This is a genomic window from Prolixibacter sp. NT017 (genome assembly GCF_009617875.1).
GTDB lineage: Bacteria > Bacteroidota > Bacteroidia > Bacteroidales > Prolixibacteraceae > Prolixibacter.
In genome coordinates this window covers 715406-742218 of the sequence record NZ_BLAV01000001.1, presented here as the reverse complement: position 1 = coordinate 742218, position 26813 = coordinate 715406, and the positions used below count along the sequence as shown (strand labels likewise).

Here is a 26813-nt window from a genome sequence, read left to right as displayed (position 1 = left end):
AGACGCATAATACCTTCGCTCCGCGTACGAAACCAATGGTAACATCTCTTCACATTATTAAACAGGAAATTCTTTTCGCCGTGGTAGCTTTATTGTAAATTTAAGGAATCAGAGCAATTGCACGTTAAATTACTCACTTGTAGAATCACAAAATACCTGAGATATGAAAGATCATGACGATCACTTAGCAGTTATTTGGGCAAGTGGCGATCCGGATGTTGCCGAAAAGGTTTGCCTCATGTACACCCACAACGCGCATCTTCAACATTGGTTTCAGGAAGTGCGGTTAATCGTATGGGGTCCATCGGCCAAGCTGCTGACCGAAAATGAAAGTTTGCAGAAACAAATTAGGGACATGCTGAATAACGGACTCACCGTTGAAGCATGCGCAACCTGTGCCAGCATGTACGGCATCACCGATCAGCTCCGGCAATTGGGCATAGACGTGCGTCCGATGGGCGTACCACTGACCAGTTACCTGAAAGACGGCTGGAAAGTACTCACATTCTGATCTCCTGAATATCAGAGCTGATCCGGGTCGATGTACATATCTTCCGGAGTTGTTGTAGCCATATCGTAAAAAAAGGTACCAACCTTTTCGGAAACATGTCGGAAAAAGCGTTCGCCTTTCTCCCTTGTAGCCTCTTTGGGATTTCCAATTCCCGTGTCGGTCGTAACCTGTGTCCACTTGCGTTCGGACCAGGCCCAACCTTCGCGTAAAGCCGGAATGCGGGGAACTTTCGCTTTACCTTCGCCAGCATCTTCCAGCGAGCGCACCAAATCGGGTCGAAACAATTGCATCAGGCTGGTTTCCATCTCACCGGCGTGTTCACCGACATCTTCAAAAAAGTCCTCTATTCCGGGCATTTTGAACCAATGGCACTGCGACAGTAACATTTGCGGAAAACGAAGATTCAATTCCCGGATGTGCATTTTAAAGTCGTTCCCACCATGCGAATTCAGAATCACCAGCTTCTTTATTCCCTGACGATTCAGCACAGTAATCAAATCGTCGAGAATCGCCAACTGCGTCGAGGGATTCAGGTTCATATCAAGTTTCACATCTGGCTGTCCGGTATTCACACCATAGGCAATAGCCGGCAAAACAATCACCTTCGCTCCTTTTTCCCATGCGATTTTTGCCGATTCCCAGGCAAAATATTCCGATTCAAAAACATCGGTGGCATAGGGTAAGTGGAGATTGTGAGCCTCGGTGGCTCCCCAGGGAAGAATAGCCAGTTCATAATCAATTTCACGAACGGTTTTCCAATTGGTTTCAGCAAGAATATACGGTCTCATAGCTCGCCAGTTTTTCCCGAAAATAGTCATTTTCAGAATAGAATGCCATTCATCCGGCAATTCCGTACCGATATGGGATTTTATCTCGACACTATTTATACTTATTATAATCAACACTATACAGAGACTTCACAACCAATAATCTCCGACAATTCTTGATGGATGAGTCAAGCTATTTCTTAATTTTAAAGGTAAACCAATAATACCTGAGCCATGAGAACACACATTCCGTTTCGGGTCATCGTGGTTTTGCTGCTGCTATTCCCGGGACAGCTGCTAGCACAAGACAGGCAGCCTGCCGTAGCCGGTTCCTTCTATCCGGGAAATGCAGGTACGCTTAAAAAAGAGCTGAGTCAACTCTTTCAAAATACGAGTACCCAAACAGATTCGTCAATTGCCGCACTGATTGTTCCCCATGCCGGTTATATCTTTTCAGGAAAAGTAGCCGCCACCGGATATGCTCAAATTCCTGCCGGAAAAGCATACAAGAATGTGTTTGTCATTGGCGTATCACATCGGATTCGTTTCAGTGGAGTTTCCATTTATCCTCATGGAAATTATATAACTCCGTTGGGGAAAATTCCGGTGAACGAGACATTAGCCGAAAAGCTAATAGCAGAGAACAGCTTCATCCATTTTGTTCCCAAAGCACACCAGAGCGAACATTCCATTGAAGTTCAGTTACCTTTTCTGCAATATCATTTGAAAAAAGGATTTCGCATCGTTCCCATACTAACCGGAGATTCCAATCCAGCAACGACTCGAAAACTGGCAGAAGCACTTTTGCCCTACTTCACCGGCGACAACCTGTTCATTATTAGCACCGATTTTTCACATTATCCGACGAATGCGACTGCACAAAAGGTGGATAAAGAAACGGCTGATGCGATTCTTTCCGGGAAACCGGAACAATTACAAAAGGTATGTCAGAAAACAGCTCCCAATCCGCCGGAAAATGTGTTGACCCGCCTCTGCGGCGAAAGTGGCGTACTCACTCTCATGGAGATGGTCTCGGGAAAACCGGACTATCATTACCATCAAATTACCTATCAAAACTCCGCCGCCAGTTCGGCGGGCGATCCCAGCAGAGTCGTTGGGTACTACGCTATTTCGGTAACAAGAAACAAAGAGCAGACATTTCATCTAACCGAAAATGACAAAAGCTATTTACTCAAACTGGCCAGAAGTAGCATTGAAACGTATTTAAAAACCGGCACGGTTCAGAAAATTGCCCCAGGTTATCCTGAAGACCTTCAGCAACATTGCGGTGCCTTTGTGACATTAACAGAAGATGGAAAACTGCGCGGTTGCATCGGGCAATTCAATCCGTCGATTCCGTTGGTGGAAGTCGTCCGGAATATGGCGATTGCCGCCGCCACAAAAGACAACCGTTTTCAGCCTGTTCAGTTACCCGAAATGAAATCCATTGAAATCGAGATTTCTGTTTTGACTCCGCTGCACAAAATCAAAAATGCCGAGGAATTCACGCCCGGGAAACAGGGAATCTACATCAAAAAAGGAAACCGTAGCGGAACCTACTTGCCACAGGTAGCCGAGCAAACCGGCTGGGACCGGGAAAAAATGCTTGGCCATTGCTCCCGAGACAAAGCCGGCATCGGGTGGAACGGCTGGAAAGACGCTGAACTATACACCTACGAAGCCATTGTTTTTCATGAAAAATAAACATGAATACGCCCTACAGCATCATACCCATTTTGTCAGGTACCCTGCTTGCCTATTTTATTACCTGGATATTGAGCCGTCAGAAATGGATTTCCCGTAACGTTCACCGGCAAATTTGGAACACGCTGCTGCTAATTACCTTCCTCTTCACAATCGTTCTGGGACTGTTGCTGGCACTGAAAGCCAATTACAATCTGAAGTTTGCCTTTCTCGACGAAGCCTTACCGGTGCATGTTGACTTTGGGATTGCGATGAGCATTATTGGCCTGCTACATATTTTCTGGCACCTCAACTACTTTAAACGCTTGTTTGGAAAAGAAACGGAACCAAAGTCTACAGAAACATCAGAAGAGAAACAAGTTGACATCCGGAAGACTCCTTTACTTTTTCCTTTTATTTTGGGATTTGTCACCCTTACGGGACAACTGGTTCTGTTCCGTGACTACCTGGCTATCTTCGGAGGTAATGCCTTGTATGTCGGCATTTTGCTTTCCCTTTGGTTAATTCTTACCGGAGTTGGGACACAACTGGCCCGGGACAAAGCTTTTTCAGTTACCAAGATAATCCGGATGCTCCTCATGTTGACAGTACTTCCCTCCATCAGCATTCTCATCATCCGGATAACACATGGCTGGCTTTTCGAAACGGGAACAGAAACCGGTCCATTAAGCTTTGCTTTCTTTGCCCTGTTTACGCTAGCTCCACTTTGTCTCACCGGCGGATTGGTATTTCCGGTTTTAAGCCAGCATCGGCCGGGCGAAACCACCGGTCTGATTTACTCGTGGGAATCGGCAGGGAGTTTGCTTGCTGGTATGTTGTTCAGTTTTGTATGGGTATTTCTCATCTCGCCTATTCAAACCGTGGCGCTCACCGGAATTATCAGCCTGGCATTATTACTCTTCCTTCGAAGAAGGATGAAAGAAATTCCTCTTTACACAACCTCAGCCATTACAATACTTCTAGTCTTCCTGGCCATTTTTCCTCCGGAGAAATCAACAAGAGCCTCCCTTTTCCCGGGACAGCAAATTCAAAGCATTATTCAAAGCATCTCCGGTGAACTGGTAATTACGAAAGCGGAAAGTCAATCCAATGTATTCGAAAACAGCCGACTTCTTTACTCCCAGGGAAGTCCTTCGGCAGCTGAGGAACCGGTTCATTATGCCTTATCCCAGCTTGCACACGTCAATCAAATAGCCGTAGTTTCCGGAGCGTTAACAGGGGTTCTGACAGAATGCCTGAAATACCACCCCAACCGGATCGACTACTTCGAAGTGAATGGCAAGTTACTGGAACTGGAGCAGCAGAGTCATGCCATTCCAAATGATTCCCTCATTCACATCCACCGGACCGATTTTCAGCGCTGGATTGCTCAACATCCCGCTCAATATGACGGTGTACTCTTAAACATTCCGCCTCCGGAAACACCTTCGGCCAGCCGGTTCTATAGCAAAGAATTCTTCCGAAGCATCCGGAAAAAACTCTCCGATAGCGGAGTCGTTGCCATCCCTTTGTTGTCAACCGCCAATTACCTAGATCCAACCACGGTTCGTCTCTATCAATCCGTTGTAGCAACTATCCAACCTTATTTCAAACATTGGCTTATCCTTCCGGGAAACCGGGATATTTTGCTGGTTTCAAACGGTAAATTACACGCCAACATTTTAACCCGGGTCAATGATTTGGGCATCATGACCAATTACATCGCTTATTTTGTCGATGAGTCAGAATTGGTTACCCGAAGCCACGAATATGCGGAGATGATGACAAACGGAGCACCAATGGTCTGGGCCAATCATCCCATCGCAGTGAGTTATTTTACCGGTTTCTGGCTGAAAAAGCACGGCCTTTCCTACATTCTTTTCGGGACCATACTCTTTGTCATTTTCATCTTCCTGATAAGTTTCACACGAGGCATTTCCCGAAGCATGTTCGCTGCCGGCTTTACAGCGTCCACGATGGAGATTATTCCGCTTATACTGATTCAGTCGGCATTCGGATATTCCTATTACCTGATTGGAGTTATTTTCACCCTTTTCATGGCCGGACTCACGCTGGGAGCGCGTTGGAAAATAGCTGAAGGACCAAAAAGTAATGACCGGATTTACCGGCAGCACATCTGGTTTATGGTCTTGCTGATATTGCAGTGGGCCATTGCCGGATGGCTTTCTCCCGGAAGAACGGTCATTTATATTGCCTCGGAACTGCTGCTGATTGCTCTCACCGGATGGCTAACCGGACGAATGTTTCAACTAATTTCCAGGCAATACCAACCCAAAACGGAAGCTCCGGCGATGGTGTACAAAGCTGATCTGTACGGCTCGGCCGGAGGCGCCATGTTAGTATCGGTGTTTTTGGTTCCGTTGCTTGGAATTAACCTGACACTCATCGTACTTTTAATGATGCATCTCCTCCTGACCTTTGTGTCGAAACACAGAACTTCTTCGGTTTCAACCTGAAAAACGCAAACGCAAAAAATTTTCGTCATGAAAGCACCTTCGATATCGAGACGAACATGTATCAAAACCGGATTGATGGGAACGTTGGGAATGGCCTTTATACCGACGTTGGCAGCAAATGACTCCGTTCCCCCAAAATACCAGCGTGAAGCACGTTATTACAAAGTAACCGGTCGCGGAGTAAAGTGCACACTGTGTCCGAATGAGTGCAACATCAGCCTCAACGACACCGGTGACTGCCGGACGCGAATCAACCGCGATAATAAATTATATACAACAGCTTACGGAAACCCGTGCGCTATTCACATCGATCCGGTCGAGAAGAAACCCCTGTATCATTTCCTGCCGGGAAGTCGTTCCTTTTCCATTGCCACGGCTGGGTGTAACCTGGTTTGCCTAAACTGCCAGAACTGGCAAATTTCGCAGGCAACTCCGGCCGAAACCCGGAATCAGGAACTCTTTCCGGAACAAGTAGTTGCTTCGTCCATTGGGAATAACTGTCAATCGATCGCCTATACCTATGCCGAACCGCTTGTGTTTTATGAATACACTTATGATTCATCTGAAAGGGCGCACCAGGAAGGCATCAAAAATATCCTCGTTTCCAACGGGTACGTCAATGAAGAACCGCTCCGCAAACTTTCCAAAGTAATCGATGCGGCCAATATCGATTTAAAATCATTTGACGATGATATTTATGTCAGGCTGAACACCGGTTCGCTGGAACCTGTCCTTCGAACCCTGAAAAATACTAAAAGAGGAAGGTGTTTGGCTCGAAATTACCAACCTGGTTATTCCCGGCTGGACCGATGATATGGACATGATAAAAGAGATGTGCGGCTGGCTGACGAAAAACGGCTTCGACGGAACACCGATACATTTCAGCCGGTTCTTTCCGCAATACAAACTACAGCAGCTGCCGGCGACTCCGGCCGAAACACTTACCAAAGCTCGAAATATCGCGATCCAGGAAGGAATGAAATTCGTGTACATTGGGAACCTGCCGGGAAGTGATGCATCGAATACGCTTTGTCCCAAATGCCATCAGATAGTCATTGAGCGAAAGGGTTTCCGCATTATGCAAAACAATCTGACAGAGGGAAAATGCCAATTTTGTCGCACGCCGGTTCCTGGTGTTTGGAGTTAGAACTACAGATTGAAAAGATCCGAACGAAAACAAAAGTTGCTATCTTTGATTTTCGGCGGACTTAGGAACAAAATGCCTTTCATTTCCAAAAGTAAAACCGCCAAACTGATGACCGATCGCTAACCTTCATTCCTGTTAAGGTTAAATACAAAATCGTTAAAAACGAACACATGAAAATACAGGTTTTTCAGGTCGACGCCTTTGCTTCCGAGCTATTTGAAGGAAATCCGGCTGCTGTTTGTCCGCTGGAAGAATGGCCCGAAGACGAAGTCCTTCAGAATATTGCCATGGAGAACAACTTATCCGAAACAGCATTCTTTGTGCGCAATCTCCACGATTACGAACTCCGGTGGTTTACACCCAAAGTGGAAGTGGCCCTGTGTGGACACGCCACATTGGCTACCGCTCATGTCCTTTTTCATCATTTGGGAAGTACAAAGAATCCGCTCATATTCAAAACCCGCAAAAGCGGTGAATTGCAGGTGAAAAAAGACAAAGGCTTATTAACGCTGAATTTTCCGGCTGATAAGCTGGAACCGGCCCTTCCTCCCAAAGGATTGATTGAAGCATTGGGCAAAAAACCAGAAGAAATCTGGAAAGGGAAAACTGATTACCTGCTATATTATCCCGCCCAGGAAGACATTGAAGAAATGGCTCCGGACTTTTTCCGTCTGGCCAACGTCGAAGCGCGGGGCGTCATCGTAACAGCTCCGGGCTATGAAAGCGATTTTGTTTCCCGTTTTTTTGCCCCAGCCGTTGGGGTGAATGAAGATCCGGTAACCGGCTCAGCACATACCTCGCTAACTCCATTCTGGGCACACCGAATGAACCAGCTGGAATTTGATGCTCTACAACTTAGTGAGCGAGGAGGCAAACTTCGGTGCCATCTTTCAGGTGATCGTGTTTTAATTTCCGGGCAGGCTAAAACATTCCTGGAAGGAACCATCACATTGTAAAACAGAATACGATTCAAACTACTATACAAAAACACACGTTATGAAGATTTTTTCAAGCAATCTTACCAGGATAACACTGGTAATGTTGGTCGTTTTGTCTTTCTCTTTCCAGGGAAAAGCGGAAATAACGATGCCCCGTATTTTTAACTGCGGAATGGTGCTGCAGGAGGGCATGGAAGTTCCCGTTTGGGGCTGGGCCTCACCTCACGAAAAAGTGACTGTTTCCATCGATGGGAATACTGTAAAAACCAGGGCTGACAACAACGGAAAATGGCAACTAAAGCTGCCCGAAATGAATGCCGGAGGTCCTTACTCCATGAAAATAAAAGGGAAAAACACCATCGTTTTCGAAAATATCATGATCGGTGAAGTCTGGGTATGTTCGGGGCAGTCCAACATGGAGTTCCCAGTCGATAGCATCGACCAAAGCTATCGTGGAGTCAATAACTATCGAAAGGAAATGGCAGATGCAGACAACTATCCCGAAATAAGGCTTTTCACTGTTCCCCGAAAAATTGCCCAAACGCCACAAAAGGACATGGATGATGGCGAATGGCTCGAGTGTTCGTCAGCAACCGTAGGAGACTTTTCGGCAGTTGGTTATTTCTTTGCCCGCGATTTATACAAAAAGCTGGGCGTGCCTATTGGAATGATTTGTTCATCATGGGGAGGAACGGTAGCTGAATCATGGACCAGTCCCGAAACGATGGCAAATGATTCTGATTTTGCTCCAATGCTGGCTGCATTGCAAAAATTAGATCTGAAAAAATACAAGGAAAGCAAAGAAGCTGTAATCAAAGCGAAACTGGGCGATCTACCCACCGTTGATAAAGGTTTGGTTGACGGCAAAGCAATTTGGGCTGCAACAGATTTCGACGATTCGGCGTGGAAGTCGATGCAACTCCCCGGATTATGGGAAAGTCGTGGCTATGAATCAATCGATGGCATTGCCTGGTTCCGGAAAACCGTCGAGATATCGCCCGAAGATGCCGGCAAACCGGCGAAGTTGAACCTTCAGAAGATTGATGATTCGGACCAAACCTGGGTAAACGGAATCCCGGTAGGCAAAACCATGAATGCATATGACAAAAACAGGCATTATGATATTCCGAAAGGATTGCTAAGAACTGGTAAAAATGTCATCACGGTACGGGTAGAAGATACCGGAGGCGGCGGTGGAATATATGGCAGCGCGAACCAGTTGAACCTGCAGATTGACGGCAAAAACATTCCACTGGCAGGCGACTGGAAATTTAAGTTTGGTAAGATAGATACCAACGCGATATCTCTGGGACCGAATGACTATCCTACGTTGTTGTATAATGGAATGGTCAGTCCGATAATAGGCTACGGAATAAAAGGAGTTATCTGGTATCAGGGAGAATCGAACGCCGACCGACCTACCCAGTATCAGCGTATTTTTCCGAACCTGATCAAAGACTGGCGCATGCACTGGAACGAAGGCGATTTTCCATTCCTTTTCGTTCAACTAGCGAATTACATGGCTCCGGCTAAACAACCCGGTGATAGCAACTGGGCACGTTTGCGCGAAGCTCAAACCAAAACGCTGGCGTTACCCAATACCGGAATGGCTGTAGCTATTGATATAGGTGAAGGAGGAAATATTCATCCTAAGAACAAACAATCCGTCGGTTACCGACTTTCGTTGCCGGCACTCAAAATCGCTTATAACAAAGACCTGGTATATTCGGGACCAATGTATGACCACATGGATATCGATAAATCAAGAGTTTTCCTCACATTCAATCATGTGGGCGACGGACTCAAGGTTCGCGATAAATATGGCTATCTGAAGGGCTTTGCGGTAGCCGGTGCCGATAAGAAATTCCACTGGGCAAAAGCGGTTGTAGTCAATCCAACCACGGTTGTTGTCTTTAGTTCTGAAGTGAAGAACCCAGTGGCTGTTCGTTACGGGTGGGCAGACAATCCGGATGATGTCAATCTGTATAACAGCGCAGATCTGCCGGCTTCGCCCTTCCGGACCGATAACTGGTAAGTCGGAAGAAAACGATATAAAAAAACAGGCTCACAAATTGAAATGTGAGCCTGTTTTCTTTGTTTCGTATCGTTAAGGTTCCAGCAGGTACGGCCACTGCATACCCGCCAACATCGCCTTCTCCCATATTTTATAGGGTTTCCCCGACATAGATATGCCATACTCGGCTACGGCCTGTGGAAAGGTTACTCCCTTTCTAAAAAGCCAAAACAAATGACTGTCAAATAAACTTCCGGGTGTTATTTTCTGATTCATGGTAACAGCAACATCGAATAAATCATTCTTAATCAATGCTTCCGATACAGGGAGATTTTTATCCTTGTGCAACAGAGGCTCCTGAGCCTGAAGACCTTTTAATACCCTATAAAAAAGACGATAATTCTCGAATTGAATTTTATAGTGATGTTCCTTCTTTGTCTTCTCCCTTATAAACTTGAAGATAATAAATTCACGTTTTACCATGAATTGCCCCGAAGTTATCTGAATCATTTCAGGTACAGTAATTCCGTAATTATATAAGAGAAACAGTATTAACCGTTGCCGATCGGTCGTACTTCTGTTCATAAAATTACGTACATCATCCGGCGAAAAAAACTCATCCATAAATTATGAATTTTTCGAAATACGTTAACTATCCACACAAATTTTACACATGCATAAGTAAAGGCCAGTGCTATTTCAGGAACGTGATAGCTTTCAGTAAAAATTAAACCCCTATTTTAAGTAGCATTCCCAAAAAAACAGATAGACCTAAACGGTAATCCATATCACAAAAATACATATTTTTTCAGAGATTCAAATACCAGTGATATATATTCTTACACATCTTATCAACACTCTTCATTTGAAGTGAAGAACAAAAGAAAAACGTCGGCTATCGGCACAACTATTTCATTGCTATTTCTCTATATTTTTCGGCTATTTCAGTTATTTATTCATGAATTCGTTTCCGTTGTAGGGCCACCCCAAAACGGAGGACATCACCGGGACTAAAAATGCAGCTGTTTTTTTCTGTCCCGAATAGTTCGGATGAGAGTCCGCGCCCAAATCGTGTCCGGGAATCATTAAGTAGGTAGGAACACCAACAAAATAAACGTTATTCACCTGATGAACCTGACGAAATGCTTCGACCATCTCTTTCACGTAAGAATAACAAGGCTCATCAATCATAGGGCCAACGATACAAAACACCGGTACTCCCGGATAATTCTTTTGCACCCGCAAAATCAGGTTTTCATAACCTCTCTGAAATACAGCTTTATCAGGAAAAGGATGAGTAGAAAAATCATTGGTACCCAAATTAATTACCACGGCATCGGGTATCCAATTCGAAAAATTCCATTTGGGCTGCTTCTTCATATCGTACACCTGGTCATACTTTGACGGCATGGGATCCGGCGAAGTTTTCTCTTTATAGCCATAATTCCTTACCACTCCGTATCCCGAATGAGACACCAGGTGGTAGTCCGCATCAAAAGCACGAGCAGTAATTGGTGCATAACTTTTGTAGCTATTCTCGGTCTCCGGCTTGAAGTGAACATTCTTCGATTTCCCTTCTACTCCATAACCACAGGTAATCGAGTTACCAATAAATTGGATTTTATGTTTGGGTACATTCGCCCAGGGAGAAATGACAGCTCCCTCATCCAGATAAATACCGCTAAAAGTGGCTGTTCCCTGCTCTCCTTCAGTTCTTTTAACTATCTCTACCTTATGTAGTTTATTTTTGAGATTATCGGCAATCACCAAAATTGTATCACCGGTAACCTTCATCACCTTTGCGGGAAGATTATCAACCATTACCTGAAAATAATCGTGACGGGTATCACTCATTTTCACGGCACAAGACTTGCCTGTAAACTGAAACTGAATATACACTCCGGGCCAGTCGAAACGAGGATTTTCCTTATCAGAGAAATCAATCCGCCCTACATAACGAATAGCCGGATTGGCCGCGTCGACGAACTGCTTTCCCAATTGCCCGGCAAAGGCCTTGAAATGAAACAGTAGTGCAAGAATGAAAACGAGCGAGAGTTGCGCTTTCCGAAAATTCATAGGATAAGTTTTACGTGTTGAATGGCTAAAAATAGCGATTCTTCGCCGCTCACAGGCTCTTTTAACAAGAATTATGAAATCAGAAAGTCGTTATCCTTCCTGGAAAGGACTCATTCAGGAATTGTTATTTTCTTACCCAGAAAATGAGGTTGAGTTCCGAACAACAGATCGAAATATCCCCGAATTCTCGCACCAGCTTCGCGAAGATGGACCTTCCAGGCCGGTATCCCGGAAACTTCACGAGCATTGTAGCCAATGGCATCAATCCCCTTCAAACGTGCAATAAACACAGCCCGTTCGTTGTGAAAAGGCTGGCTAATGATTGTAAATTTCTGCTGTCCAAAAATCTCACGACAGCGGATGACTGAATCAAACGTTCGAAAACCGGCATAATCTAAATAAATCCGATCAGCCGGAACACCTGCTTCCACCAAATCTTTTTGCATGGTTACCGGCTCGTTATAATTCCGGTAACGGTTATCGCCACTCACAATCAGGTAGCGAACCTTCTTGCTTTTATACAAACGAACAGCTGCTTCAATCCGGTAGCGGTAAAACAGGTTTTCAGTTCCCTCGGAGACGTACTTACTCGTCCCCAAAACGAGTCCACATTTATTCTCGGGAATTTCGGTGAGCGACTGATAAAGATATGGACGTGAATAAACGGACACAATAAGATAACCCGTGAGCAACAGAACAAAACCCGTCAATATACTCCCGACTATCCATTTGCTCAATTTTTTCCGCCACCAACGCCTCATCATAAATTCTTTCGGTTAGAACCGAAGAGTAAAAATAGTTTCTACATCAGGTTCCGAATGCACAGTTAACGTTCCACCATGAAGTCTCAGAATCTGTCTCGACAAACTCAAACCAATACCGCTCCCCTTCGGTTTCGTGGTGAAGAAAGGTACAAAAATTTTGTCCAACACATCAGGCAATATTCCCTGTCCGTTATCGGAAATCTGTATCAGGATTCGGCCCCGCTGATCGAGCGATGACTTCATTGAAAGCTTTGGATTATCCGTTTTATCCAGTGCCTGAATTGAATTGCGAATGAGATTGATAATAACCTGCTCAATGAGTTGCTCGTCTGCCGAAAGCTCCAGATTAGGCGGCTCAACGGAGATATCGCAGGTAATTTCTTTCCGGTGAATTTCCTCTTTCATCAGGGATGAAATCGTGTCGAACAACTTCTGAACCTGGAATATCGTATAATTGGGTTTGGGAATCCGGGTCAAATTCCGGTACGATTCCACAAAGTGAAGCAATCCGGTACTTCGCTTGTGAATCGTTTTCAAAGCCATTTCAACCTCTTCGACAACTTCGGCCTCGCCTTCATCGGAGAAAATATTATCATACCGCTCCCGCACATCTTTAATCAGGTAATCAAGCGTTTGTGTCAACGAGGCAATAGGCGTAATGGAGTTCATGATTTCGTGTGTCAGTACCCTGATGAGTTTCTGCCAACTCTCCATCTCCTTCTCCTCCAGCTCGCTTTGAATATCTTTGATGGAAACCAGTCGAATATTCTTATCGGCCACCTTGAACTCGGTTGCATAAATTGCCAGCTGCAGAATTTCGTCCTTCTCCCGTATCTTAACCAGAATATTGTCTCCGTTGCTGATGTTCATCAAACCGTTCTTCAACTCCGGCGAAACCGCTTCCAGTTCCTTCAGATTTTTCAGTTGCGAAAGCTGAAACAGTTTCTTCGTCGCATTATTTATTAGCTCTACCTCACCATTCTGCCGATAGGCAATTAAGCCAATACCGATATGCTCGACCACCGTCCGCAGATAGAAATAATTTTGTTCCCTCTCTTCCCGAACCTTGCGGAAATCGCTGATAACCTGATTAAACGATTCGCTCAACCTGGCGAACGATTTCCCGGCACCGGAAATCTCATACGTTCTCGAAAAATCGGAATAACGGAGCGATTCGAGGAAGTTGGTAAGCAACGTGTTGGTCGTTTCAACGAAAGATATCAGCGAATAAACTTCATATATCAACACAGCCAATACCAACAGACTCGTTAAATAATAGTCCGTCAACAGAAAGAGAACTACCATCAATACAATGGTAGCAATCAGGGCCAAAACCCTTAAAACAACAGAAAGCCGAAAATTTCTAGAGCCCATATTTTTCAAGTCTGCGGTAAAGTGAGGTTCTTGTCAGTCCAAGCTCCGAAGCAGCCTTGGATATATTACCATGATGCATCTTCATCACTTTCAGAATAACCGTTTTTTCCACCTCATCGAGGTTATAATTTTCGAGGTCAAGTCCCTCGCTGGATTGTGAAACCGTACGCAATTGAAGATCGTCGGCATTGATCCACTCGTCTTCACTCATGATGACTGCCCTTTCAACCACATGCTGAAGTTCCCTGACGTTTCCCGGCCATTTATATTCTTCGAGCCGTTGCATCGCATCCTTCGTTATGCCGCGAACAGCTTTTTTATATTTCCGGGCATACACCGCAAAAAAGTGATTGGCCAGTAAGGGGATATCGCCTTCGCGCTCCCGCAAGGGAGGCAAATCAACCTCCACGGTATTGATCCGGTAAAGTAAATCCTGCCGGAATTTGCCTTCAGCAATCATCTGAGGCAGGTTCATATTTGTCGCACAAATCAACCGGACATCAATTGGCTTGGGTTTGTTCGAACCTACTCGCAAAACTTCTCTCCTTTCCAAAACCGTCAGTAATTTAGCCTGCAAGGGAAGCGACAGGTTACCAATCTCATCCAGAAACAAGGTTCCACCGGAAGCGATTTCGAATCGTCCGGGCCGATCGACTTTAGCATCAGTAAACGAGCCTTTCACGTGTCCAAAAAGTTCACTTTCGAATAGTGTTTCACTAATGGCTCCCAAATCGACACTAATAAACGTCTCGTCCTTCCGAAGGGAATTAGCATGTAAAGCTCGGGCAACCAACTCTTTCCCAGTACCGTTTTCACCGAGAATCAAAACGCTGGCATCCGTTCCAGCCACTTTGCTAATCGAATCGTACACATCCTGCATCTCGGGGGATTTACCGACAAAATCGGCGAAAGATTTGTTCATCACCCGGTTGATAGCCTGCTGCCGAATGCGCAGCTGAGCCAGCTCTCTCTTCGATTTACAAAGGTTTAGGGCTGAATTGATAGTCGCCAGAAGCTTCTCATTTTGCCAGGGTTTCAGAATAAAATCGGTGGCACCTTCCTTTATAGCCCGAACGCTCTTTTCAACATCACCATAAGCTGTGATGAAAAGAACAACTGCCGATGGATCAATTTCCAGTATTTTCTGCAACCAGAAAAACCCCTCCTGCCCGCTGATAGCATCCTTGGTGAAGTTCATATCGAGCAGGATGACATCGAACTCTTCTTTTTTCAGTAAGACCGGAATATTTCCCGGGTCGCTTTCAGTAGTTACCTTTTCTACATGCTGTCGCAGAAGAAGGCGGAGAGAAAACAAAATATCCTCGTTGTCATCTACAACGAGAATCTTCCCAAATTTTTCCATAGGTAGTTTTTTACAGGCATTTACAAGTATTAAGCCACAATTCAGTGCACTCCGTACAGGCCGGCTATTTCTCAATCCTAAGCGAGTAACTATCAATACATACTCGGTAAATGCAATTTACTAAAATAAATTTTCTGTACTTTCAGGAACTGAAATAAATGTACGAATTCGAACACAAACTGTACGCATTCGGACATAAAAATTAAAAGATAAAATTATATTTGCCTGATTATATGACCATTGCAAGTTGGCACAATTCATGGTTGCATTTGTCATAAAAGGATAAAAGCATTCGAACTACATAACTTATGATAAATTTACAGGATATCTCTAAGGTTTTCACAACAAGAGAGGTGGAAACCAGAGCATTAACCAATATAAACCTAACAATAGATGAAGGAGAATTTGTCAGTGTAATGGGACCTTCAGGCTGCGGAAAAACAACCTTGCTGAATATTATGGGCCTGATTGAAACTCCCAGCTCCGGCACTTATTATTTTGACAACCGGATCGTTTCGAGCTTAAGTGAACGTCAACGAACCGATATCCGAAAAGAAAGTTTCTCGTACGTTTTTCAGAGCTTTAATTTGATCGACGAATTAACCGTCCGTGAAAACATTGAGTTGCCACTGATTTACCAAAAAATACATTCGACAGAACGCAAGAAGAGAGTAGACAATTTACTTGACCGGTTCAACCTGGGGCATCGCTCCGATTATTTTCCCCAGCAACTTTCGGGAGGTCAACAGCAAAGGGTTGCCGTAGCCAGAGCGATCGTGAGCAGGCCGCGCATTATTTTAGCTGATGAGCCAACCGGAAACCTGGATAGTACGCATGGCGAAGAAATCATGCGGCTGTTAACCAGCTTGAATGAGGAAGGAACCACCATTGTAATGGTCACCCACTCCAAAATGCATGCACAACGGGCACAACGTATCATCCACCTGTTCGACGGACACGTTGTTACCGAAAATTTCACGATGCCAACCGGAATTTAATCGTCGCAATATCATGATGACCAAAAACTACATAAAGCTGGCGATCCGGAACCTCCGCCGAAACAAGGATTACTTTTTTATCAACGTTTTCGGATTGGCGATCGGTATGGCCTGTGCTATACTGGTAATGCTTCATGTATGGACCCAAACACACTTCGATGATTTTCATCCGGATGACAGCCGGTTGTATCGGGCCACTATCGAATCGAAAATGGGAAGTATCGGAACCAACTTTGCAGTTACCCCTCCCCGATTTGCTTTTGGTTTGAAGAAACGCGTTCCCGAGATTGAACAGGCGTGTCGCATATACAAAAGCGAACGTAAAATTCTGCTGAAAACAAAGAATGACGAAGTTTTGGATGCACCGTCACTCCTTTTTGTCGATTCCACGTTTTTCGATATGTTCGGGTTTAAACTCCTGCAAGGTAATCCTGCCACCTGCCTGTCGAAAGAAAAAAGCATCGTCATTACCAAATCGATGGCGAAAACCTATTTCCCGGAAGGAGCCCTAGGCAAGAAGATTATTTCGGAGAACGATACCAAATGGACAATTACCGGTGTGGTTGAAGATTGTCCGTATAACACGCAAATTCAATACAGTGCATTAGCCTCGCTTCCTACGCTGGAGTTACCCAACAACTCCTGGTTATCGAGCTTTCTCTACACCTACTACCGCTTTAAGCCGGGAGTAGATATGGACAAGCCGGCTCCGCCCAATGCCATTGGCGGCATTACCGATATTGAATATAAATTGCTGCAGGCATACCTCAAAGCCGCGACACCGGAAATTGAGCGAACTACCAAGATGACTCCCCAGGAATTCCATGACATGGGGAATAATTTCATTATCAAACTGCAACAAATTAGCAGAATTCATCTTTTCTCGCATCTCAACTACGAGATGTCGAAGAATGCCAATATTGAAACGCTGATCGTTCTTGGAGCCATTTCGCTGTTAATTATCCTCATTGCTGCCATCAACTACGCTAACCTGTCTACTGCACGATTGGCCGGAAGAACCCGTGAAATCGGAATCCGCAAATTGTTAGGCTCGCACCGGAGAGATATGGCCCGTCAGTTTTTAGCTGAGTCGATTACCATCAGTTTTATTTCGCTATTCCTTGCCCTGGTCATTGTTGAACTGGCTTTCCCACAGCTCGAAGAGATGTATCAGTTTTCGAGTCCGTCACTATCGCAGTCATTGCTCAAACTATCCCCGATAATATTCGGAATTGCTTTAATTACGGGAATCATTGCGGGGTTGTATCCTGCTTTTTATGTTACCCGCTTCACCCCGGCCACCATTTTGCAGAACCAGAAAAAACTGGGCCCACGTGCCAAAGGTTTGCGAGGCGTACTAGTGATTCTTCAGTTCCTATTTTCCATTGTGATCATCTATTCAACCTCGACCATCTACCGACAACTGAATTACATTCAATCCAAAAGCATTGGCTTCGATAAGAATAACTTGCTCGTTTTGGACAATTCAACCGGCTTGGGAGACAACCGTGACGCATTCGCTGAGCGAATAAAAGCTCTACCGCGTGTTACCGATCTCTCTTATTCAAGCGCTGTTCCGGGTCAACTAATCGATATGTATACTTTTCATAGAATGAATGATTCGACCAACCAGAACTATCTTCTGCAGGTAAATTGGGCAGACAATCATTTTCTCAAGACCTATGGTATGCACTTTATCGATTCGACCAAAGCAATACCGGACGAATCGACCGACCCAAATCACCTGTTCAGCCAGTCAAAGGATTCAACGGCTCAATCGGGTAGTGAAATAAAACCAATCGCTGTTATTCTCAATGAAAAAGCAGTGCAATACATGGGACTAAAAGACCCGGTTGGTAAGCATCTTCTCCGTTTGCTCCAAAATGGCGACCAGGTTGAATACACCGTTAAGGGAGTCGTGCGTAATTTTCATTTCGAATCATTTCACGAAGAAGTGCAACCACTGATTTTTCTACCGGAAGTTCCGCGTTTCAGCAGGTTCACCTCCATACGTTTTAAATCTCCGCCTTCCGATAGAGATATTGCAGAAGTGAAAAAAATATGGAAAGAGGAAAACCCAACCACCTTGTTTAGTGAGTTTTCCATGTCGGACAACTTGCAAAAACAGTATACCGAAGAACGCTCGACGGGTGAAGTGGCCGTAGCATTTTCATTCTTTGCCATATTCATTGCCTGCATGGGATTGTACTCACTCATGGCATTGATAACGGTATACCGGACCAAAGAAATTGGTATTAGAAAAGTACTAGGTGCTGGTACACGAGAATTGGTATTCCTTCTATCAAAAGAAACATTGCAGTTGGTCGTATTAGCCAGCTTGCTGGCACTGCCGCTCGCCTACCAGATATCCAGGTTATGGCTATCGAGATTTGCCTACCAGGTTAACCTCAGTATTACCAATTACCTGTTTGTTTCTGCAGCTGTTTTTGCGATAGCTATATTTACTGTTTATCGTCAACTGTGGAGAACAATTAACGCCGACCCAGCTGAGTCACTTAGATACGAATAAGAATATTAAGAACTGAAATAATCAGGGGAGGAAATCAACTGGATTACCTCCCCTTTGCTGTTTATTACAGGAGCCGTCCAGACTCAATTTCACACACACTCCATTAACAACAGCAATACTACCTAATCTATAACCTCATAATTTTACCCACTATAACGCAGCTTATTTTTGAAAATGCTCCCTTTTGCAATTCGTTATATTTAATAGACAGGCAACGCTTACTTTCCCCCTAAGCAGCTATAGGCTTGCCACTAACCAATCCGACTTATCATTTTGACATAATCCCATCAGATGCTGTCTGGTAAGAAGCCAGTCTCTCAACATAAATCAAAATTTTGTTCGGATTCGCACAAGTGAACGAACCAATTCGTTCACTTTTTTGACCTTATCAAACATCAAATGCAAGCATAAAACACTGAAATACTAGCAATTACATGTTATGGCACACATCATGCTTTAGGGTAGGTGATTAACCATCTTAATGAGGAGGGCCATAAAATGAAAGCAAAAGTATTAACCGCACAAGTGAACTACCAACTGGCTGCAGTCCTTTTGGCAGTTCTTCTGAGCCTGACATTCGTCTTTCGGGCTTATTCACAAAGTTCAGATGAACAACTGGCTTTGAATGAAAACGCAACCTATACAGCCGCAATCGAGGCATACGAAAATGATCTTCAGTTGAACACGAATACTTCGGAAGCAGAAGAAAATTTCGGGCGGGCTGTCGTCTTTAACCGCTTCGAAACCGACAATGAACTGGACATCGAATTGTGGATGTACTGTGATTACTACTGGACAGGTGTACCATGTGAAGCATTACTTAACCCTTCAGTAATTGAGGAAGAACCTCTAAAGGTTGAAGAGTGGATGCACGACAATCATTACTGGAGTGGCAAATAAACATCCGATGTGCCCTCTCCTGTAATTCAATATACCCCAAACCCGGAATAAGCTTCCGGGTTTTTTGTCGCTCATAGGTTTCTACCTTCGCCAGAAGAACCTCTTTCTGAGTCACTCTTTCTCAAAAAGTCTTCTTAACAATCGTTTATGGCACACTTTATGTAATAAACTAGGTACAGAGTTTAAGGAAAATGATTTTCAAGATATTTTAAAAAGATTGGTTTTGAATTTGATTACAGCACCAGTTATTGAGTAATTGTATTGAAAGAGTGCCCGGTTTTCTTCGGGCACTCTTTTTTTACACTTTAAAGGCTACCATCCCGGAACTTCACATCTAGTACCCACATTTTACCGGTAAAATCAACTGTCTCATCTACCGAAAAAATTTGCTCCGAAATGTTCGGAATCGTACACAGTGTGTTCTAATTCGTTCAAAATGATACAAGTCGGAAGCAAACAATAAATCCCATTACTTTCTACATATGAGCGACTTAAGCTTTTTGGCACGCAAACTGTAATAACAGAGGCAAACGGACAAAAACAAGTAAAAAAAAATAAAGTCATGAAAGCACAAGCATTAAAATCAACAAAAAGGGTCATCGCTACCATCATGATAGTTTTAACAGTAGGTGTAACCAGTATCGCTAATGCTCAGGGAATTTCGGCATTCATTGCCATGTTCTCGCCAGCAGCCAATCTCTCCAGCACTTCTCTCGAAGCAGTTTCGGACATCAATGTTACTGCTGAAGCCGATAATTCACTGGAAGTAGAAAACTGGATGAGTAACGAAAACTACTGGACCGGAAGCGAACAAGACAACCAGTTAAATATCGAAAATTGGATGAGCAATGAAAACTACTGGGGAGTTAACAATAAGGAAGATGCATCAGACAGCTCGCTGACCATTCAAAACTGGATGACCTCCAACAGCTACTGGATGGGACCTGAAAAAGAATCAGACCAGAAACTGGCAATGGAAAACTGGATGACATCGAATGAATACTGGGGAGTAAAATAAATAATTTTCAATACAGAGGTTTTAGATTAAGTATACAGCACAAGTGAGTTAGTTTTTCGATTTTCTTCAAAAAAAGCCCGGCAATCATGTCGGGCTTTATTTTTCTAAAAAAGAAAAGGTTGCAGACATCAAGCCCGCAACCTCTCTATATTTTTTCAGCACTTCTTCTTAAAGTCCCAGCTTTTCCCTAATTGCTTTCGGAATAGCATTTTTATTTACCATGATACAAGTGGTCTTGTAACGAACGTAAGGTTTCGAAGCATAGAAGTATCCGTCCCATGCGTTATAATCACCCCACGAATTTTTCACTTTGTAGTACATGGTACCGTTTTGATCTTTAGCCAAACCGATAATGTGCATTCCGTGATCGTCGGTTGTTTGCCAATCGTCGAATGCTTCCTGGCGTATTTCCTGGGTAATGTGCTTCTCTTTTCCGGGCTTATCCATTTTGTAGAGTTCCTCATTCTTCTGTTTGTCAGTCAGCTTTTCCCATTTAGACAGTTCAGAATTCGTCATATCCTTCACATCTGCATCCGGAACGACTGCAACTCCTTTTTTAGAAGTAGAAAATCCTTTCTCACTCACATCGGCAGCCCAGGCAACGGTATAACCGTTATTCAGCGAATTGTCGATAATTTTCATCATCTCGTCCAGCGGAACATTGTACACTTCGTCCCACTCCCAGTTATCCGGCACTTCGAGTTTGAACTTAGAGTAGAAAGGATGATGCGTAAACGAAGTAATTTCGACATAATCATTAGGATTCAAACCGCAATATTCGTTGGCAAAAGTCTTCGGAGTATAATCTTTCCCTTTGTATTCAAATTTTGTCGGCAAGTCACCAAGATACGCATCCAGCGTTCCGGTTACTGATTCTTCCCACGCAGTAGAAAGCTTCTTGTTTTTGTTTTCAATCACTGCATCAACAATACCTTTCAACACGTCGTCCATCTCCCCATGAACATGCTTCTTCTCTCCGTAGTTAAGACCAGTGTATACATCTTCCGGAACAATACCGTAGTTTTTCAGCACGTAGGTCACATCGTGGAAAGCACCACCGGGACCGAAATTCAGGTTTCCGTGCAAACGTACGGTCTTAATTGCCTTGTCGATATAGCAATGGTAAACCACAAACATTTCCGAAAGATTAACCTTCGGCTTGCCCATACGCAACATTTCCGACTCGAGAAAAGAGAGGCCGCTGAATGCCCAGCACGTTCCAGAACGATATTGATCTTTAACCGAAGTATGGGGTAACTCTTTGACGGTCGTAAAATGATAGCCTTCTTCTTTATTACTCTTCTCCTTGTCCTGTGCCGAAACATTCCACGTAAATGCTAATAACCCAGCCAGGAGCATAAAAAACTTAAAACGATTCATTAGAGATATTTAATTTATATGTTAACTACATTTAACTCATAGCCAACGAAAATATGAAAATAATTAACGGCAACAAACGACTAAGATCACAATTGGTTAACGAGAAATTAACAGAAAGCGTGTCTTCGTGTTTCAAGTACACTTATTACCTGTCACTTACTATTTCTCCGCAAAAGCACTTTGTAAAAATCAGTCACCATTAAAAGCAGCAAAAACAAATAGACAAAATCTTCAAGCGGAATGGTCATAAGACGCACGCCAATATTATCGGACGGGTTGTACCGAACAACCGGAAGGCTGGTGAGGATTCCGTTCACAATCGAGAATGGAATTAAGGCAATCAGGTAGGCAATCAGAAAGTGGGCCAGCCAGTTAATACGACGCCTAAAAATGAGAATCATAACGAGATAAGAAGCAGTCAGAAGTGACACAATAAAGGTGTAGTACCGGTTTCTGAAATAAAGAGAGAAAGCTAACAAGAGGCCAGCTAAAACAACCAAAATTGCTCTATTTAAACGCTTTGACCGAAATTCCGCTCCCGGGAAATAAAAAACAATTACATCAAAAATAAACAAACAGCTGAACGGGATAATCAGGAAAAAAAGCCACTCTTCCACCGGAAGGTGCCAAATCTGCCATCCAACAATGTACTTTTCATTGAACCCCCAGATAGCGGCCTGGGTAAAAATGACATCCCACAAAATGAACAGTACCGCTGCCCGCAAGATGGCAGGAAACAGAAATTTCCAGCACTTATGGTAATGCACCTTCTTGTCGAAACTAAGCAATAACGGCCCGAGAAGGCTCAGGAATAAAAGAATAAAATATGTATACTTTCCGGTAGCCATTTAATTAAATAATCAAACCAAAAGCATGACGGGCATACGCCGTAAAAAGCAATGTCATTTTTCGAAATCCGGGAACACGTAGCCGCGCTTTCAGGATATGATTTGGTTTGGTGTGTTTAATTTTTTCGAATAATTTACGATAATACAAATAGGCAAGATAAACCCCAAGCCGGACGTCGCGGTGTAGCCTGATGATTCCCTGAAAAGCCTCTTTAAAATCAGCTTCAATATCCTCCTCTATTTTTCGCTTGGCTTCCTCATCAAAACATGAAAAGTTGATGTCATGAAAATAAAGGCGTCCTTTCCCCTGGTAATCATCTTTGATGTCGCGCAGGAAATTTACTTTCTGAAAAACCTCTCCCAGCTTCCTCGCCGGATAAACCAATTCCTGGTAAGTCTTGTCATCATCGGGATAAAAAACACGCAGACACATCAATCCAACCACTTCGGCTGAGCCATAAATGTAGTTCTTGAGCCGCTTTTCATCGTACACATCAAAATCCAGGTCCATCTCCATGCTGTCGAGAAAAGCATCGATGAGCTGATGATCGATATGATATTTGTTTACCACATGCTGGAAACTGTTCAGCACCGGGTTCATACTAATGCCCCGCTCAATTGCCTCGTAAGTTTGCTTCCGGAACTCTTGCAAAAGCTCCCGTTGCTGATACTCGAAGAAGGTATCGACAATCTCATCCGCAAAACGGACATAACCATAAATGGAGTAAATCGCATCACGATAACGGGGTTTCAACATCAAAATCCCGAGCGAGAACGATGTGCTGTAGTTCCGGGTGGTAACACGACTACAGTCAATGCTGGTTTTCAGATACAAGTCCATAAGCCTGATTTATTCGTTCAGTAACTAACCGGGAGCTGATAACCGTCATTGGCAAACCCGTGCCGGGCGTGGTCGAAGCTCCAACATAAAATACATTGCGGAAATATTCATCGAAGTTCCGGGGACGCAATCCTCCAACCTGCATCAGGTTATGTCCCAGTCCTAAACCGCTTCCGCGGAACAACCTGAATTTCGACTCCCATTCGACAGGTGAGAAAACCGTTCGCGAGACAATGCGCTCCCTCAAATTCGTTCCGGTCCGTTCGGAAAAATCATCAATTATCCGATCGGCAATCTCGTCAGCATCGTCCCACGAGGGTTTGTATCTCCTATCGGGAACAGGACAAAGGATAAAAACACTTTCGTGCCCTTCCGGAGCGTAATCCGGATTATGCATCGACGGAATATTGACGTAGTAATACGGCTGGTCGAGGCTCACTTTGTTTTCAAAAATTCCTCCTGCATATTCCTCAAAATTCTTCCGCAGGAAATAATTATGGTGATACATGTCATCCAGCTTCCCTTTGATTCCGAGGTAAATTGTCAACGGGGCCATGGTCCAGTTCATCTTATCCAGCTTGGCTTCAGAATAAGCCGGTCGTTTCAAAACTGCTCCACGGAACCAGGCTGCGTCAGCGTTTATCACATAGGCATCGGCATTCCAGACCTTTCCTTCACCGTCTACCAAACCGGTTATCTTTTTACCATCCGCCCGGTAGTCGACAATCTCGGTATCGAAGGCGAACTGAACGCCTCTCTTCTTCAGTTCATCCATCAGCGTAGTGACAATTTTGTACATGCCACCTTCCACGTTGTAATAGCCGTCGTGTTCCATTTCGGTATATGACAGCAGAGTGAAAACCGCCGGCGTGTTGAACGGCGTATTTCCCAGGAAGAAGCCAACCAACGAAAAAATCACTTTTACTTCGAACGAGGTAAAATGACGTTCCAGCTCTTTCCACATCGTTCGAAACAATTTCGGCGCATGCTTCAGCGGAACCCGCGTTAATTGCAATGCGTACTGCAAAATCGAATCGAAATTTCGTCGAATGATAACCTGTTCGGTATCGTGAAACAAACGGCCTGTTTCATCCAAAAAACGGCGCATCTTCTTCTCAAAATCAGGCTCTACATCCCCGAATTCATTAGCCAACTGACTTAGTTTCTTGTAAATTAAACGTGGTTTACTTTCATCGGCGAAATGAACAGCATATAATGGGTCTAACTCGACAAAACGGAAGGGCATCTCCAACCCACAATAATCCATGAGTTCGCGAAACTCGTAACTCATGCTGAAAAAGGTCGGCCCCAGGTCCCAGGAAAAACCATCTTTTTGCAGAAGATTCAACCGGCCTCCGGCCTGGTTATTCTTCTCTACCATCGTCACCCGATACCCGTCAGACGACAGACGGAGTGCGGTAGACAAGCCTCCAAGACCGGCACCAACAACTATAACTGATTTTTCCATTCGTCAATAGATTAGAAAGATTCTTACTTTATAAATCATTAGATTGAGTCCTTAAAAACAGTAAGAAATCAAAATATTGTTTAATGTTTTATTTGCAAAGTTAAACAAAATTATTTTCCTTTGGTTCAAAGGGCAATGGTTATTTTTATTAAAATGTTAGAAATTCTATTTAGTCAGGCTGCAAGTATGTCAAGGACAACAGCTTAAATTATTTATAATTTACACAAATAAAAAGATAATCACCACATATTCGCATGAAAAAGGTAATCGTCATTGGAGCAGGAATTGGAGGATTGGCATCAGCAATTCGTTTGGCCGCAAAAAATCACCAAGTAACTGTTATTGAGCAGGAATCACAACCCGGCGGAAAGATGTCTGAAATCAGAACCGGAGATTTTCGTTTCGACACGGGGCCGTCGTTGTTAACCTTACCTCACCTGGTAGAAGAGCTTTTTGAGCTGCTGGGCGAAAATGCCGAAGACTATCTCTCCATTCGAAAACTGGAGGAATCATGCCGCTATTTTTATCCGGAAGGAAAAAGGATTCGTGCCTGGACATCGCCGGAAAGATTTAGCGATGAGCTTGAGTCGAAATTAGGAGAACCCAAAGAGAATACGCTACGCTACCTGAAAAAGGCAAAACGATTATACCACTTTACAGCAGACCTGTTTATTTTCTCATCTCTTCACCGACTAAAGACATTCCGTAACCGGAAAGCGTTTGGCACGTTGATGCGTCCCGGATTGCTCGATCCTTTTCGGTCACTGCATCAGGCTAACAGACGAGCTTTTCAGACCAGGGAAGCGCAGCAGATATTTGACCGGTATGCCACTTACAACGGCTCCGATCCTTTCCGGGCTCCCGCAACCCTGAAAATCATCTCCCACCTGGAACACAACACCGGCGCATTTTTCCCTTCCGGAGGGATGTACAAAATTGCCAGCGAATTGCATCAGCTCGCTATGCGCCACGGAGTAACTTTTCGGTTCAACACACGGGTCGAATCACTAACAACTTCAAATGGAAAAGTAACCGGAGTGGAAGCGGGCAACCAACATATCCCGGCCGATATAGTCATCAGTGATATCGACATTCATCACTTCAAACGACAGTTTTTAAACCAGCAGGTTCAGAGAAAAGAACGGCCGGAGTTGTCTTCCTCGGCGTTAATTTTCTTCTGGGGAATGGATACCCAAAGCGACGAAACGGGCTTGCACAACATTTTCTTCAGTTCAAACTACATGGAAGAGTTTAGAATGTTGTTTTCGCAAGCCGCTATCAGCGATGACCCGACCATTTATCTCTACATCAGCAGTAAGATGGAAGCCGGAGACGCCCCCTCAGGAAAGGAAAACTGGTTTGTCATGGTAAACGCCCCGGCTGACAATGGACAAAACTGGAACAATTTGATTGAGCGGACGCGTCGGCATATCATAGCCAAACTGGAAGCACAACTCAACATGGAGATCGAAAAACATATTTTAGTCGAAAAACGTTTAACTCCAAGAGATATCGAGCGCCGTACCAGCTCTGAAGCCGGGGCCCTTTACGGCTCCAGCTCCAATAACATTTTCTCCGCTTTCATGCGGCATCCTAATTTCAGTAAACAACTGAAAGGCCTGTATTTTACAGGAGGAAGTGTGCATCCGGGAGGTGGAATTCCTCTTTGCCTGGCTTCGGCAAAAATTGTATCCGACATGATACCCAAAGAATAAC

22 protein-coding genes are annotated in these 26813 nt (G+C 44.2%); 12 read left to right on the top strand and 10 right to left on the bottom strand.

Annotated features, from left to right (window positions below; genetic code table 11):
- Positions 1-163 precede the first annotated feature (163 nt).
- Complete coding sequence (locus GJU87_RS02960) at positions 164-511, top strand: DsrE family protein (protein WP_153638139.1); 348 nt, start codon at positions 164-166, stop codon at positions 509-511.
- Between the two features lie 11 nt (positions 512-522).
- On the opposite strand, the gene GJU87_RS02955 is transcribed toward GJU87_RS02960, so the two are convergent.
- Positions 523-1299: a creatininase family protein gene (locus tag GJU87_RS02955; protein ID WP_153638138.1), complete on the bottom strand. Its 777-nt coding sequence runs from the start codon at positions 1297-1299 to the stop codon at positions 523-525.
- A gap of 213 nt (positions 1300-1512) precedes the next feature.
- Between GJU87_RS02955 and amrB the strand changes: the two genes are divergently transcribed.
- From amrB to GJU87_RS02930, 6 genes are all read left to right on the top strand, one after another.
- Positions 1513-2982, top strand: a complete 1470-nt coding sequence (amrB, locus tag GJU87_RS02950; protein WP_153638137.1) for an AmmeMemoRadiSam system protein B — start codon at positions 1513-1515, stop codon at positions 2980-2982.
- 2 nt (positions 2983-2984) lie between these two features.
- Positions 2985-5438, top strand: a complete 2454-nt coding sequence (locus GJU87_RS02945; protein ID WP_153638136.1) for a hypothetical protein — start codon at positions 2985-2987, stop codon at positions 5436-5438.
- A gap of 27 nt (positions 5439-5465) precedes the next feature.
- Complete coding sequence (locus GJU87_RS02940; RefSeq protein WP_228491838.1) at positions 5466-6251, top strand: radical SAM protein; 786 nt, start codon at positions 5466-5468, stop codon at positions 6249-6251.
- Between the two features lies 1 nt (position 6252).
- A complete protein-coding gene (locus tag GJU87_RS21395) occupies positions 6253-6585 on the top strand; it encodes a hypothetical protein (RefSeq protein WP_228491836.1) in 333 nt (110 codons plus the stop codon).
- A gap of 170 nt (positions 6586-6755) precedes the next feature.
- The gene (locus tag GJU87_RS02935) at positions 6756-7541 is read left to right on the top strand and encodes a PhzF family phenazine biosynthesis protein (protein WP_153638135.1); all 786 of its coding nucleotides are present in this window, start codon (positions 6756-6758) and stop codon (positions 7539-7541) included.
- A 40-nt stretch (positions 7542-7581) separates the two neighbouring features.
- A complete protein-coding gene (locus GJU87_RS02930) occupies positions 7582-9558 on the top strand; it encodes a sialate O-acetylesterase (protein ID WP_228491835.1) in 1977 nt (658 codons plus the stop codon).
- Positions 9559-9630: 72 nt separating this feature from the next.
- Here the strand turns inward: GJU87_RS02930 and GJU87_RS02925 are convergent, their stop codons facing one another.
- The 5 genes from GJU87_RS02925 to GJU87_RS02905 all read right to left on the bottom strand — a co-directional run bounded on the left by GJU87_RS02925 (position 9631) and on the right by GJU87_RS02905 (position 15114).
- Entirely contained in the window at positions 9631-10161 is a 531-nt protein-coding gene (locus GJU87_RS02925) for a hypothetical protein (protein WP_106543281.1), read from the bottom strand.
- 324 nt (positions 10162-10485) lie between these two features.
- Positions 10486-11613: an SGNH/GDSL hydrolase family protein gene (locus tag GJU87_RS02920; protein WP_153638134.1), complete on the bottom strand. Its 1128-nt coding sequence runs from the start codon at positions 11611-11613 to the stop codon at positions 10486-10488.
- A 110-nt stretch (positions 11614-11723) separates the two neighbouring features.
- Positions 11724-12377, bottom strand: coding sequence for a vancomycin high temperature exclusion protein (locus GJU87_RS02915; RefSeq protein WP_228491833.1), 654 nt, complete (start codon positions 12375-12377; stop codon positions 11724-11726).
- Positions 12378-12389: 12 nt separating this feature from the next.
- Positions 12390-13751 carry a PAS domain-containing sensor histidine kinase gene (locus GJU87_RS02910; RefSeq protein ID WP_153638133.1) on the bottom strand — a complete coding sequence of 454 codons (1362 nt, stop codon included), beginning with the start codon at positions 13749-13751 and terminating at the stop codon, positions 12390-12392.
- Positions 13741-15114, bottom strand: a complete 1374-nt coding sequence (locus GJU87_RS02905) for a sigma-54 dependent transcriptional regulator (protein ID WP_153638132.1) — start codon at positions 15112-15114, stop codon at positions 13741-13743. The genes GJU87_RS02910 and GJU87_RS02905 overlap by 11 nt, the downstream gene beginning before the upstream one ends.
- Positions 15115-15422: 308 nt before the next feature.
- On the opposite strand from GJU87_RS02905, the gene GJU87_RS02900 reads away from it, so the two are divergent.
- The 4 genes from GJU87_RS02900 to GJU87_RS02885 all read left to right on the top strand — a co-directional run bounded on the left by GJU87_RS02900 (position 15423) and on the right by GJU87_RS02885 (position 20560).
- Positions 15423-16112 carry an ABC transporter ATP-binding protein gene (locus GJU87_RS02900; RefSeq protein WP_153638131.1) on the top strand — a complete coding sequence of 230 codons (690 nt, stop codon included), beginning with the start codon at positions 15423-15425 and terminating at the stop codon, positions 16110-16112.
- Between the two features lie 13 nt (positions 16113-16125).
- The gene (locus GJU87_RS02895) at positions 16126-18642 is read left to right on the top strand and encodes an FtsX-like permease family protein (protein ID WP_194831425.1); all 2517 of its coding nucleotides are present in this window, start codon (positions 16126-16128) and stop codon (positions 18640-18642) included.
- 498 nt (positions 18643-19140) lie between these two features.
- Positions 19141-19542: a hypothetical protein gene (locus GJU87_RS02890; protein WP_153638129.1), complete on the top strand. Its 402-nt coding sequence runs from the start codon at positions 19141-19143 to the stop codon at positions 19540-19542.
- A gap of 562 nt (positions 19543-20104) precedes the next feature.
- Positions 20105-20560, top strand: coding sequence for a hypothetical protein (locus GJU87_RS02885; RefSeq protein ID WP_153638128.1), 456 nt, complete (start codon positions 20105-20107; stop codon positions 20558-20560).
- 168 nt (positions 20561-20728) lie between these two features.
- On the opposite strand, the gene GJU87_RS02880 is transcribed toward GJU87_RS02885, so the two are convergent.
- The 4 genes from GJU87_RS02880 to GJU87_RS02865 form a co-directional block, all read right to left on the bottom strand.
- On the bottom strand, positions 20729-21940 hold the full coding sequence (locus GJU87_RS02880; protein ID WP_153638127.1) for an aminopeptidase C: 1212 nt from the start codon (positions 21938-21940) through the stop codon (positions 20729-20731).
- Between the two features lie 152 nt (positions 21941-22092).
- Positions 22093-22788, bottom strand: coding sequence for a lycopene cyclase domain-containing protein (locus tag GJU87_RS02875; protein ID WP_153638126.1), 696 nt, complete (start codon positions 22786-22788; stop codon positions 22093-22095).
- Between the two features lie 4 nt (positions 22789-22792).
- Positions 22793-23629 carry a phytoene/squalene synthase family protein gene (locus GJU87_RS02870; protein ID WP_153638125.1) on the bottom strand — a complete coding sequence of 279 codons (837 nt, stop codon included), beginning with the start codon at positions 23627-23629 and terminating at the stop codon, positions 22793-22795.
- On the bottom strand, positions 23601-25097 hold the full coding sequence (locus tag GJU87_RS02865) for an NAD(P)/FAD-dependent oxidoreductase (protein WP_153638124.1): 1497 nt from the start codon (positions 25095-25097) through the stop codon (positions 23601-23603). The genes GJU87_RS02870 and GJU87_RS02865 overlap by 29 nt, the downstream gene beginning before the upstream one ends.
- A 254-nt stretch (positions 25098-25351) precedes the next feature.
- Here GJU87_RS02865 and crtD point away from each other — a divergent pair, with 254 nt between their 5' ends.
- The gene (gene crtD, locus GJU87_RS02860; RefSeq protein WP_153638123.1) at positions 25352-26812 is read left to right on the top strand and encodes a 1-hydroxycarotenoid 3,4-desaturase CrtD; all 1461 of its coding nucleotides are present in this window, start codon (positions 25352-25354) and stop codon (positions 26810-26812) included.
- Position 26813 lies beyond the last annotated feature (1 nt).